The 11,938-nt window shown below is 62.4% G+C and carries 12 protein-coding genes; 7 read left to right on the forward strand and 5 right to left on the reverse strand.

Annotated elements, in window-relative coordinates; genetic code table 11:
• Positions 1-221: 221 nt before the first annotated feature.
• The gene (locus I2H36_RS02065; RefSeq protein WP_196262220.1) at positions 222-740 is read left to right on the forward strand and encodes a flavin reductase family protein; all 519 of its coding nucleotides are present in this window, start codon (positions 222-224) and stop codon (positions 738-740) included.
• A 604-nt stretch (positions 741-1,344) separates the two neighbouring features.
• Positions 1,345-3,306 carry a PAS domain-containing sensor histidine kinase gene (locus tag I2H36_RS02070; RefSeq protein ID WP_196262221.1) on the forward strand — a complete coding sequence of 654 codons (1,962 nt, stop codon included), beginning with the start codon at positions 1,345-1,347 and terminating at the stop codon, positions 3,304-3,306.
• Positions 3,307-3,530: 224 nt separating this feature from the next.
• On the opposite strand, the gene I2H36_RS02075 is transcribed toward I2H36_RS02070, so the two are convergent.
• Positions 3,531-4,379, reverse strand: a complete 849-nt coding sequence (locus I2H36_RS02075) for a formyltransferase family protein (protein ID WP_196262222.1) — start codon at positions 4,377-4,379, stop codon at positions 3,531-3,533.
• 206 nt (positions 4,380-4,585) lie between these two features.
• Between I2H36_RS02075 and I2H36_RS02080 the strand changes: the two genes are divergently transcribed.
• Both I2H36_RS02080 and I2H36_RS02085 read left to right on the forward strand, forming a co-directional pair.
• Positions 4,586-4,855, forward strand: coding sequence for an usg protein (locus tag I2H36_RS02080; RefSeq protein WP_196262223.1), 270 nt, complete (start codon positions 4,586-4,588; stop codon positions 4,853-4,855).
• Between the two features lie 70 nt (positions 4,856-4,925).
• Positions 4,926-5,522: an exopolysaccharide biosynthesis protein gene (locus tag I2H36_RS02085; protein WP_196262224.1), complete on the forward strand. Its 597-nt coding sequence runs from the start codon at positions 4,926-4,928 to the stop codon at positions 5,520-5,522.
• A 44-nt stretch (positions 5,523-5,566) separates the two neighbouring features.
• On the opposite strand, the gene I2H36_RS02090 is transcribed toward I2H36_RS02085, so the two are convergent.
• The 3 genes from I2H36_RS02090 to map all read right to left on the reverse strand — a co-directional run bounded on the left by I2H36_RS02090 (position 5,567) and on the right by map (position 7,982).
• Positions 5,567-6,025 carry a PRC-barrel domain-containing protein gene (locus I2H36_RS02090; protein WP_196262225.1) on the reverse strand — a complete coding sequence of 153 codons (459 nt, stop codon included), beginning with the start codon at positions 6,023-6,025 and terminating at the stop codon, positions 5,567-5,569.
• A gap of 66 nt (positions 6,026-6,091) precedes the next feature.
• Entirely contained in the window at positions 6,092-6,775 is a 684-nt protein-coding gene (gene radC / locus I2H36_RS02095; RefSeq protein WP_196262226.1) for a RadC family protein, read from the reverse strand.
• 397 nt (positions 6,776-7,172) lie between these two features.
• On the reverse strand, positions 7,173-7,982 hold the full coding sequence (gene map / locus I2H36_RS02100) for a type I methionyl aminopeptidase (RefSeq protein ID WP_196262227.1): 810 nt from the start codon (positions 7,980-7,982) through the stop codon (positions 7,173-7,175).
• A 144-nt stretch (positions 7,983-8,126) separates the two neighbouring features.
• Here map and I2H36_RS02105 point away from each other — a divergent pair, with 144 nt between their 5' ends.
• Positions 8,127-8,957: an FkbM family methyltransferase gene (locus I2H36_RS02105; protein WP_196262228.1), complete on the forward strand. Its 831-nt coding sequence runs from the start codon at positions 8,127-8,129 to the stop codon at positions 8,955-8,957.
• 7 nt (positions 8,958-8,964) lie between these two features.
• Here I2H36_RS02105 and sfsA read toward each other — a convergent pair whose 3' ends face one another.
• On the reverse strand, positions 8,965-9,684 hold the full coding sequence (gene sfsA, locus I2H36_RS02110; RefSeq protein ID WP_196262229.1) for a DNA/RNA nuclease SfsA: 720 nt from the start codon (positions 9,682-9,684) through the stop codon (positions 8,965-8,967).
• Positions 9,685-10,634: 950 nt separating this feature from the next.
• Here sfsA and I2H36_RS02115 point away from each other — a divergent pair.
• Both I2H36_RS02115 and gpt read left to right on the forward strand, forming a co-directional pair.
• A complete protein-coding gene (locus I2H36_RS02115; RefSeq protein ID WP_196262230.1) occupies positions 10,635-11,381 on the forward strand; it encodes a competence/damage-inducible protein A in 747 nt (248 codons plus the stop codon).
• Positions 11,382-11,419: 38 nt separating this feature from the next.
• Entirely contained in the window at positions 11,420-11,926 is a 507-nt protein-coding gene (gene gpt / locus I2H36_RS02120) for a xanthine phosphoribosyltransferase (RefSeq protein WP_099511328.1), read from the forward strand.
• Positions 11,927-11,938: the final 12 nt, after the last annotated feature.

Genomic DNA, 11,938 nt, shown 5'->3' on the forward strand with positions numbered 1-11,938 from the left:
GCCTGACGTAAGGTGCGGGTGTCTCTAGCAAAACCATTTTCATTCCACAACGTACTGTTAAGATTCCTATCACGCTAAATGATGGAAAACGTGCCAGAGGCTGACTGAATGTGCGGCACGGCGGCCGAACGCCTTGCGCTTCCCTTGCCGGGGCGGAGGAGCCATATGGCATTAACGGCCTTGTGCTCAGCCCAAAAGAGTGGAAGAGGCTTGCTTGGATCATGATCTTGAAGACACAAGCCTCTCCGCATTCCACCTCAGGCTCGGACGCCCTGCTCTTTCGGGAGGGCATGAGCCGGGTCGCCGGTGCCGTTCATGTGGTTACAACAGATGGCCCCTCGGGCCGCGGAGGCTTCACGGCCACGGCCGTAACGCCTGTGACCGACAGCCCGGCCTCGCTCCTGGTCTGCGTCAACACGGGTTCCCGGTCGGCTCAGGCCCTGCTCGCGAACCGGGTCTTCTGCGTGAATACTCTCGCGGCTGCCGACATGGAATTGGCCGATATCTTCGCCGGCCGCGCCGGCCTGCAGGGGGCGGACCGCTTCAGCATAGGGGAGTGGGAAGCCCTGGAGACCGGGTCACCCGCCCTCACGACGAGCCTCGTTTCCTTCGACTGCCGGATCGGCGATGCCCGGGTGGTCGCCACCCACCATGTGATCATTGGCGAGATTATCGGCATCAGGCTCGGCGAACAGAGGCCACCCCTCGTCTACCAGGCGCGGCACTATCACGAGCTCTGAGACACCTGTGGGTAAAAGGGGAAAGGCCTCCTCACCCGTCGTTGCCGACAAATGAGGAGGCCTCCCGGTCCCGAAGGCTCCAGGAGCCCTCATGGTCCCAATGAACGGACCAGGGGAGGGTTTCAGCTTTGCGGCAAATTTTGATGAGAGAGCAAAACAGCAAAAGAGAGGGCCTGCCTGCCGGGAGTAGGCGAGGCGGCCCTGAGTTTGAAGGGCTGTAGGTGAACAGTACCTCCATAGGGGTAACCCTAAAGAGGTGTGTGTGGTTCGCCTCCGCCGCGAAAAATCTCGGATTTCCTAAGATAAAGCCCTTCACGTGGGGGAGCGTGAAGGGCTTTGAGGGTCTCGAAGACCTGGGGGCACGTGGCCTTCGTGGGGAGATAATGCCCTTACGGAACCTTTGGTTCCTTATCCTTCCGGCACTGGGCTGGCTAACCGTCCTGTATCTTCACCCTTGAACCCAAGACCCTGAAGCTTATGTCCTATTGTCACATTGCAACTAAGATCTTCAGGACCGTGAGTGAGGGATGTTGAGCAACTGGAACACATCCGATCCCGCCGCGGACAAAAGATCCTGCCGATTGGCGGAGAGAAGGGCCCCTCCATGAGCGCGGACCTTTTGGAAGGGCAATCGCCCCCGCTCACCGCGCGCGAAGACCTCAGAGTTCCAGCGGCTTCTGCTGCCGTTCCTTGGCTGCAGGGCGGGGGCGAGATGGGGCAGTGCATCCGAGCTCACGATTGGGCGTCGACCTCGCTTGGACCCCTGCTGTCGTGGCCCCAGTGCCTTCGCACCATCGCCGATCTCATGCTCAACTCCCAGCAACCGGTCTTCATCCTCTGGGGAGCCGATCTCACGTTTCTCTACAACGACAGCTTTGGTCCAATCCTCGGCCCAAAGCACCCGGCGGCGCTCGGTAAGTCCTTCAGTGAGGTGTGGCCCGAGACTTGTGATCGGGAGACTTGGGATCGGCAGCGCACAATCATTCAATCGGCTTTGTCGGGCGAGGCGCAGGATGCCGCCGAGCACTCTCCTTCGTCGGGTGAGCGGCTCGGCTGGCCGATCGGGGGCTTCACGTTCTCCTGGGCGCCTGTGAGGAATGAGGCGGGCAAGGTTGCGGGGATTTATTGCTCGGGAAACGAAGTGGTCGGTCGCGCTCCCATGGAGGAGCATCTGAGGCAAGTGAAGGAAGCGGCTCGGATCGGCAGTTTCGAATTCGACCGCGAGACCGGCAAGGCCATCGCCTCACCTGAGTACCTGGAACTGTATGGACTGCCGGATGATCGCTCTGACAGCTTCTCGTATGAGCAATGGTTCGGTCTCCTGCATCCCGAGGATCGACCATGGATCGAGTCCGAAACGCGCAAAGCGGTTATCGATCCCGCCTGCCGCCAGCTCGAATACGATTTTCGGATCATCCGCGCCGATACCGGTGAAATGCGATGGGTCAAGGCGCGCACCAAGCTGATCCGGGATGCGGATGGACGCTTCATCCGCTCCCTTGGCGCTCAGTGGGATATCACCGCCGCTAAGGATGCCGAGACGGCTCTGCGTGAAAGCGAGGAACGCTATCGCTCGTTCATCACGCATAGTTCCGAGGGAATCTGGCTCCTGGAGTTCTCGCCCCCGCTCGACACAAGTTTGCCCGTGGAGGAGCAGGTCGAACTGGCCTACCGCAACGGCCGCTTCGTGGATTGCAACGACGCCATGGCGCGCATGTATGGGCTTGCCCGGGCTGAGGATCTCATCGGCAAAACCCTCGAATTTCCGCTGCCGTCATCCGACCCCGAGGCCAGAGCCTACCTCGCCGGCATCGTCAGCTCCGGCTACAGCGTCAGCGGCGTGGAGTCTGTTGAGCAGGATGCAACCGGCAATTTCAAATATTTCGACAACAGCATGATTCCGGTCATCGAAGACAGCCAGCTGAAGAGGCTATGGGGAATCCAGCGCGATATCACCGATCGCAAGAAAGCCGAGGAGCAGCGCACACTCCTGATCAATGAGTTGAACCACCGGGTGAAGAATACCTTGGCCACGGTGCAGTCCATCGCTTCCCAGACCCTGCGCAACGCCCCGACGATGCAGGACGCCAAGGAGGCCTTTGAGGGGCGCCTGATGGCCCTTGCACGCGTTCACGACGTTCTGACGACGGAGAACTGGGAAGGGGCCGAACTCAGGAACATCGTCGCTCAGGCGCTCGCGCCCTATCGATCATTCGGAGAGGATCGCCTGAGGATCGAAGGACCCGAGATTCGCTTGTCGCCCCGCATCGCTTTGGCCCTGTCCATGGCGCTTCAGGAACTGACCACGAATGCCGTAAAGCATGGCGCCCTGTCGAATGCGACGGGAAGGGTCGATATCGTCTGGAACATCGCACGGGCGGAGCCTGGAGGGCGGCTGCACCTGCGCTGGCAGGAGAGCGGCGGCCCACTGGTCCAAGCCCCTGCACGACAGGGCTTCGGCTCCCGGCTCATCGAGCGCAGCCTCGCGCGCGAGCTCAATGGCGACGTCCAGATCACGTTCCACCCTGAAGGAGTCCTGTGCACTGTGGATGCTCCGCTCGCCTAGAGGATCGGACCCAAAATTGGACTTGCCTTTTGGGTCCGCACGATGCGCTGAGCATTCATGTTGCGGCGATGGACGTATTCTCAGATTGGAACCATCCACCGGAGAAGGCCTTTGATCAGCACGTGGTTTACAAAGGTGATCCGATGCTCAAGCTCATTCGCAACCTCTTCGTCCTCCGTCAGGCCTGGAAGATGATCAAGCGTCGGCGCTAGAGCGCTGGCCGTCTACCCTTGTCTTGCGGACCCCGGCGCGTAGGGACTCCACCCGCCGATCTGCACGAACCCGTCGCGTACCGCGACCACCATGTGCTTGCGGTGCCTGTGGGCGAGGGTCCCCGGCCTGTAACGGTGCGGCTCCTCCCAGCCCCTAGCCTCCCATACGTAGACGTAGCGTGACTCGATTTGGGCAAAGGCTTCGATGGACCCGAAGGCGCGGATGGTGCGCAAAACATCCTGCACGCTGCCGTTCCACGAGACAGTTCTCTGCGCCTGCGTGACCCGGGGCCAGTAGGTTCCTGATCCCTGCGGCCTTGCCGCCGCCCAGAGACGCGGCAGGTCCAAGGCGATCTCCGCCGCGAGGGTCTTCGCGGCCATCTGGCATTTGGACAGCAGGGTGTCGTGGGATTCCGCGCCGGTTAATGCAAAGCGCTGCTGCGCCACGATGGCCCCTGTGTCGAAAGCCGGCTCCAATGCGTGGACTGTCATTCCCCATTCTGACAGGTCGTCGAGAACCGCCTGGAAGAGCGGGTACGGCCCCCGGCCCACGGGCAGGGGCGAGGGGTGGAAGTTGATGGCAAAGGGGATGTAGCGCTCCCATCCGGTGATCAGCCATGGATAGCCCGCGACCACCAGGGTTTCGCAGCCCATGGCCTTCAGACCGGCGAGATCGGGCGGCAGGATGCGCGACATCTGCACCGGCAAGCGCAACGAGCGCGCGCGGGACAAGGTGACGTCATTGAAGTCGTAGATGCTGTCGCACGGCCGGCTGAAGAGTTTGACAGGCTCCCAGCCCCTGGCGAGGAACGCCTCGAAAACATCTCCTAGAAAATCGATTCCCGCGAAGGCGAAGCGCATTCCCGGTGATCTCCTTCCTCGATGCGTCCGTTCAGGCTTTGACCTCAGCACTCAACGAAAGATCGCGTGGATGTGCAAGCCCGTTTACTTGCGGGAACCTGAAAACCCACTCAAGATTTAGCCTTGAGCATAGGGCAGGAGACCGCCTACGCTTTTCGGGTGAACTCCTGTCGACAAGGCCCGTTCGGGCTTGAGAAGGAGGTCGCATGGTATCGAAGGACTTCATCCGCCAGTTGGAAGGCTACGGGCTGACGACCGCCAAGATCCTGTACCGCATGCCGGATCACCCGTCCTTCCTTCAGACCTACGTCTGGCAGGAATATGATCTGGCTCCCCGGTTTCCGGTGCTCATCGACTTCCTCGACTTCTGGAAGCGGGAACTCGCAGGGCCGCTGCACTCGGTCACGGTCACCCATGCACAATTGATCCGTCCTGCCGAGTTCCGGGCAATCGAGGGGGAGATCAACCTTCATTGATACGCCTTGGCCCCGGACGTTAAGTCAGGTAGAGAGGCGCCCTAAGCATTCCCGAACCTGTCAGGGCTTCTTGTTTTCCAACGCGCGCACGTCCCAGATCCTGCTCGCCCTCGCGTCCCAGCCGGGCGAGCGCCTGACCGTGCGCGAGATCATGGCCGTGCTCCAGGACCGGGCCTTTGCGCTTCTTGTCGTCCTGCTGGGCCTGCCCAACTGCCTTCCCATGCCGCCGCCGATCCCTCTGGTGTGCGGCCTGCTGCTGGCGCTCGTCGCCGTCCAGATCGTTTTCGGACGTGAAGCGCCCTGGCTTCCGCGCCAGCTCCTGAACCGCTCCATGGCCCGTACGGACGTAGAGCGGGCCGTCGGACGGGCCGTTCCGGTGTTTCGCCGGCTCGAACGCATCTCCCGCCCCCGCATGACGTTCCTAGACACGCCGCTCGCTATGCGCCTCATGGGCGCGGTGATCCTGATCCTGTCGGTGGGGCTTCTGTTCGCGCCCCCGTTCGTGGGGCAGATCCCGCTGGGCCTTGCCGTGTGCCTTGTCGGCCTGGGACTCGTCGAGCGGGATGGCTTCGTCGTGGTGGGTGGGCTCCTGATCGGCACCATCGGCCTGACCCTGAGCCTGGGCTTCGTCTACGCGATCTTCACCGGAATCGACACGCTGATCTAAATTGAGCCTGCGGCCACTGGAGGGTGGCCGCAGGTTTGTGATGGTTAGTCGTTATCGTCGTCGAACTCCGGGGCCGACTTCAGCTGATCGACAGGCATGGTCACGACGATTCGCATGTCGTCGCTGCTGCGGGTCGTGGACTTTCCGGAGCCCTGAACGGAACCGGTGGTCGCTGCGTCAGGGCCATTCATCTGGATGGCGCTCAGGGGCAGGGCCACCGTGCGGTCGCCGAGGCCCTTATCCACCTCGATGACGACGGCAACGACCTTGCCGCTGCGGTCGAGCACCAGATCTTCCACGTCGCCGATGTCCTTGTTGTCGGCACCGACCACATCCTCATCCATGATCTTGGAAGCGAGCATCTGACCGGCCTCGAGGCGCGTGATGAAGTTCACGCCGGCCGGAGCGCTGGCAGAGGGCTGGGCGGGGGCGGTCTGGGCCATGGCGGCCGAGGCCAGGAGGGTGGAGCCGAGCAGGCCGGCGGTCAGCAGCTTCTTCATCATTATCTCCCATGAACGTTGTTCGTGGTGGTGTAACGCCGTCGGGAGAGGTTGGTTCTGCCGTCAAGTTCAGATCAGGCGCAGGCCCTTGAGGCTCGCGTGACCCTCGCGGCCCACGATGATGTGGTCATGGACGGTGATGCCTAAGGGCTTCGCCACCTCGATGATCTCGCGTGTCATCTTGACGTCGGCGGAGGAGGGCGTGGGGTCCCCTGAAGGGTGGTTGTGGACTAGGATCAGAGCAGAGGCCGAGAGTTCGAGGGCGCGTTTCACCACCTCGCGCGGATAGACCGGTGTATGGTCCACCGTGCCCGATTGCTGCACCTCGTCGGCGATGAGCGCGTTGCGCTTGTCGAGGAAGAGCAGGCGGAACTGCTCCTTGTCCATGAACGCCATGGCGGTGCGGCAATAATCGATGACGGAGGTCCAGGAGGACAGGACGGGGCGCTTCGCCACCTCGCCCTTGGCGAGCCGCCGGGCGGAGGCCTCAACGATCTTGAGGTCCGTCACCACGCTCTCGCCGATCCCGTCCACCTCCATAAGCCGGGCAGGGGCGGCGGCCAGCACCTCGGCGAAGGAGCCGAAACGCTTGAGCAGCTCCTTGGCGATGGGCTTCACGTCCCGACGCGGGATCGAGCGGAACAGCACCAACTCCAAAAGCTCGTAATCCGGCACGGCATCCCCGCCCACATCCATGAAGCGGGCGCGCAGCCGGTCGCGATGGCCGTGATAATGGGGAAGGTCGTCGCTCATGCTTGCCCGTCAGCCAATTCAGACTTCGATGGCCAGAGTATCCGCCATTGAGAGATGAAACGTTACTTTGTAGGATTGGAGCGGTGTCAACGCTAGTGTCAAGCCGACCATGAACACATGAGAATTTTGTATTATGCCAAGCTTACGCTTTTTCTTCTGCTCGCAGCTGTGGGTGGCATGATCGGTGCTGCTTTAAGCGCAATAGCGAGCTTTTTCCTTGCGCCCTTTATCATCGGGCTTGTTGAATCAGTTACGTACAGCCAGGATTTTCCACTCTCAGTCGCAATCTTCAGCGGCTACTGCATTGTAGTCATTAGCTTCGCTTGGTGTTTCGTGAGGTCCTATACCATCCTCGTGCGGACATTCTGGTAAGCGCCGACACATTCGAAGCCGCCGTTTAAGACGGCTTGTCCAGCCCCTTGGGCGAGTAGGTGAAGACCTCCGCGCCCGTCTCGGTCACGCCCACCATGTGCTCGAACTGCGCCGAGAGGGAGCGGTCGCGGGTCACGGCGGTCCAGCCGTCGGCCAGGACCTTCACCTGCGGTCTCCCTAAATTGATCATGGGTTCGATGGTGAAGAACATGCCGGCTTTCAGCTCCACGTTGTAGGCCGGCTCCACGTAGTGGAGGATCGTAGGCGAGTCGTGGAAGACCTTGCCGATGCCGTGGCCGCAGAAGTCGCGCACCACGGAGCAACGCTCGGCTTCCGCATAGGATTGGATCGCCGCGCCGATGTCGTTGGTGGTGGCGCCCGGCTTGACCACCGCAATGCCGCGCAGGAGGCATTCATAGGTGATCTCGCACAGCCGCTGCGCCCGGCGCGGCACCTCGCCTACGTAGTACATGCGGCTCGAATCGCCGTGCCACCCGTCGAGGATGAGAGTCACGTCGACATTCATGATGTCCCCGTCGCGCAGGGGCTTGTCGTTGGGGATGCCGTGGCAGACCACATGGTTGATCGAGGTGCAGATCGTCTTGGTGTAGCCGCGATAGTGCAGGCAGGCCGGATAGGCGCCATGCTGGCGGATGAAGTCGAAGGCCAGCTTGTCGAGATACTCGGTCGTGGCGCCGGGCTTTACATGCTCCGAGAGCATGTCGAGGCACTCGGCCACCATGCGGCCGGCGCGGCGCATTCCTTCGAAGTCCGCAGGGCCGTGGAGCGGGATCTCCGGCGCGCGCCTGCGCTCCACAACATCGGTCTCGGTCATTCTCGATCCTTGATCTGTTGTCCGGAATGTAAGGATCGCCACGCGCGAAGCAAGCCGAACTCGTTATGCCCCGCTTGCGATTGGCGCTTGAGGGTGTCATGAGCAACCCTGTTCATCCGGTTCGCGGCTTTGGATTCCTCGGTAATGAATGAAACCCGCCCCTTCGGGGATTTTGCGCCTTCAGGTCTCACCCGCTGGGTGATCGACCGCACGCGCGGGTTGCCCGAGGGCTGGGCGGGCCGCCGGCTCGCCCTGATGCTGCGTCATCTGGCCATGAAGATGCTCAAGGGCCCGCCGCTCGATCTTGAGACCTTCGGCGTGCGGATGCGGCTTTACCCCTACAAGAATGTCTGCGAGCGCCGGCTCCTGTTCACGCCGCAATATTTCGATGCCGATGAGCTCAAGATCCTGGCCTCGCACATCAAGGAAGGTTTCACCTTCATCGATGTGGGGTCGAATGTGGGCTGGTATGCCCTGTTCCTGGCCCGGGAGGCCGGGCCCGCCGTCTCGACCCGGATCCTGGCGGTGGAACCGCAGCCGGAGATCTTCGACCGGCTGATTTACAACATCCGCCAGAACCCGTTCGGCACGATCAAGGCCGTCGATTGCGCGATCGCCGACAAGACCGGCGAGCTCACGCTCTTCCTCGACCCCCTCAACCGGGGCGAGGCGAGCCTCAAGATCGTGAATTCGAGCCAGACGGATGCGATCCGCGTACCCGCCGTGACCCTGCTCGAACTCCTGAGCCGGGAGGGACTGACCCATGTCGACGCGATCAAGCTCGATGTGGAGGGGGCGGAAGACCTCGTCCTCGGGCCCTTCTTCCGGGACGCGCCGGCCTCGCTCTACCCGTCCGTGTTCATCGTGGCGAACGTGCCGGAACGCTGGCAGGCCGATGTGATCGGCCTGCTCACGGGCAAGGGCTACCGGCAGGTCCTTGAGACCAAGATGAACCTGGTGTTCGAGCGTTCTTGAGCAGCGGTCACCGCGGCGTCACGATCTCCACTGGCCGGTCGATGGTCACCTCCTGGGGCGTGACGCGGCAGACATAGGCGTAAGATTCCACCCCCGCGGCCAGTGCGTGCCGGAAGGCCTTGTCGTAGGCCGGGTCGATGTCGCGGGCGACGTCGAAGCGCTCTGCATCCATCTGGATGACATAGACGAGGGCGGCTCTCGCGCCCTGGGCCTTCATGTCGGCCAGTTCATAGAGGTGCTTGGCGCTGCGGGCGGCGATGCAATCGGGGAACTCGGCAAAGCCCGCCTCACGCATGAGGTGGCAGTTCTTGACCTCCAGGTAGCAGGGCGGCTCGCCGTCCTTCTCCAGCAGGAAATCGACCCGGCTGTTCTTGCCGTACTTCACCTCGGGTCGCACCCGGTCATAGCGGGCAAACGGCGCGAGCCGTCCCTCCCGCAGGGCCTCGGCCACCAGCAGGTTGGGCCGGGAGGTGTTGATCCCGATGAGCTGGAGCGGCCCGCCGCCGGCCGCGATCTCCACGAATTCCCAGTTGTACTTGAGCTTGCGGTTCGGGTTCGTCGCCCGCGAAAGGAAGACCCGGCTGCCGGGCTCCTTCAGGCCCATCATGGCTCCGGGATTGGCGCAGTGGGCGGTGACTATCTCGCCCGTATCGAGCTCCACATCAGCCAGAAATCGCTTGTAGCGCTCGATGAGACGGCCCTCGAGCAGGGTTTCCTGAAAACGCATCCAAACCAGCATTCGATTGTAAAAACCCCTGGTAGCAGGGGAGAAGCCTCGGGTTCAACCCAGCCTGCACTTGTGTCATCCTAAGGCGAAGCGGAGCGAGGGAAGGGGATCCACTCACACGCTAGGCACTATGGATTCGCTCCCGCTCTGCTGTACTTCCCCAGTCCTGCCCACCCTCCGCGTCATCACCGGCCTTGTGCCGGTGATCCCGACGCATGAGGCGCTGCGCTTTTCAGGATTGGGATGACCGGGACGAGCCCGGCCATGACGCCGAGGCGAGGACAATGGCGACAGGACTAATGTTCATCTTTTGTTCTTGACAATTCTCCTAAGCTCGGCTATATCGTTGTGCAGATCTGCTCCTGTCGAGGGGCGCGCTCGCGAGGCGTCGCAGTGTGGGAGCAGACACGGTCCTGTGGTGCAGCCTCGCAAGCCGCATCGACAGGAGGCCCAGGCTGTGGGCCGGTGGTCGGAATCGGTTCCAGGCCCCCGTCGAGCAGACGGGCCACGCCTGGAACGGTCACCGGGCTGGTCTCGCCTGTCCGCCTAAAGAAGCCGTGCGCGAAGAGGCACTCCGGCTCTTCCTTCTCACCATCCATCATCGAGCCGGGCTGCCAGTCGCGCCACCCTCGATCACCGCACAGGCTCGCAGCTCACGCTGCGGGCCTCAAGGCGCTGGCTGTTTGATATCACCACCTCCCGTCATAGGCATTCCCGGAGCAAGTCCGCGCTAACGGTGAGGAGATTGCAAGGCCGGGGATGACGCTCGGATGAACTCTTGCCGGTGCTTGAGAATTGCCGTTTCTGAGGCTAGAGCATCAAACCCAAAAAGTGGGTTCCACTTTTGGGATCCATTTGATGCTCCATTTTGGGACTGCGCATCGTTCGGGGCGGAAAACCGGGTCCACTTTTCCGCACGATGCGCGAGGCCCTCAAAAGGATCGCTGCGCATGGCCGTCTCCGTTACAGCCGCCCTTCTCATCATCGGCGATGAGATCCTCACGGGCCGTACCAAGGACAAGAACATCGGCTACATCGCCGAGTACCTGACCGGGATCGGCGTGGACCTGCGCGAGGTCCGGGTCGTGCCGGACGTGGAGGAGGAGATCGTCGCGGCGGTCAACGACTTGCGCGGCCGCTACACCTATCTCTTTACCACCGGGGGCATCGGCCCCACCCACGACGACATCACGGCCGACTGCATCGCCAAGGCGTTCGGCGTCGGGATCGATCATGACCCACGGGCTGTCGCCATGCTGCGAGAGCGCTACAGCCCGGACGAGTTGAACGAGGCCCGCTTGCGCATGGCCCGGATCCCCGATGGCGCCAGCCTGATCGAGAACCCCATCTCCAAGGCGCCGGGGTTCCGCATCGGCAACGTCTTCGTCATGGCGGGCGTGCCCTCGATCATGCAGGCCATGCTCGACAACATCGCGCCGAATCTGGAGGCCGGGGCGCGTATGATCATCGAAACCATCGAGGCCGAGGGGCTCGCCGAGGGCATCTATGCCGAGGGCTTGAGCCGGATCGCCTCGTCTTTTCCGAGCGTCTCCATCGGGTCGTATCCTTCCTTCTCAACGAGCGGCTTCCGCAATCAGATCGTCGTTCGGGGCAAGGACCCGAAGGCGGTTGCTGAAGCCGCCGCTGCCGTGCGCGATCATCTCGCCCTCCTCAAGGGTGACGGCGCGCCCCTCTAAACGTTATCCTCGCCACCACCGTCAAAAGAGCAAAGCCGATGTCCCCGACCTCTCCCAAAGCCTTCCCCGTCTCCTGGGACCAGTTCCATCGCGATTGCCGCGCCCTTGCCTGGCGCTTGGCCTCGGCCGGCCCGTTCGAGGCGATCGTCTGCATCACCCGCGGCGGCCTCGTGCCGGCTGCCATCGTGGCCCGTGAGCTCGATGTGCGTCTCATCGAGAGCGTCTGCATCGCGAGCTATCACGACTACAAGAACCAGGGCGAGCTGCAGGTGCTCAAGGATATCGCGCCCGCCATCAAGGCGCTGGGCGACGGTACCGGCAAGGGTGTGCTGGTGATCGACGACCTGACCGATACCGGCAAGACGGCAAAGATCGTGCGCGACATGCTGCCCAACGCGCATTTCGCAGCCGTCTATGCCAAGCCGGCCGGGCGCCCGCTAATCGATACCTTCGTGACGGAAGTGAGCCAGGATACCTGGATCTACTTCCCCTGGGATATGGGCTTGGCCTACCAGGCACCGATCCGCGAAGGCTCGGCCGGCTGACCTGTCAGGAGC

Origin of the sequence: Microvirga terrestris (assembly GCF_015694425.1) — a bacterium.
Taxonomy (GTDB): Bacteria; Pseudomonadota; Alphaproteobacteria; order Rhizobiales; family Beijerinckiaceae; genus Microvirga; species Microvirga terrestris.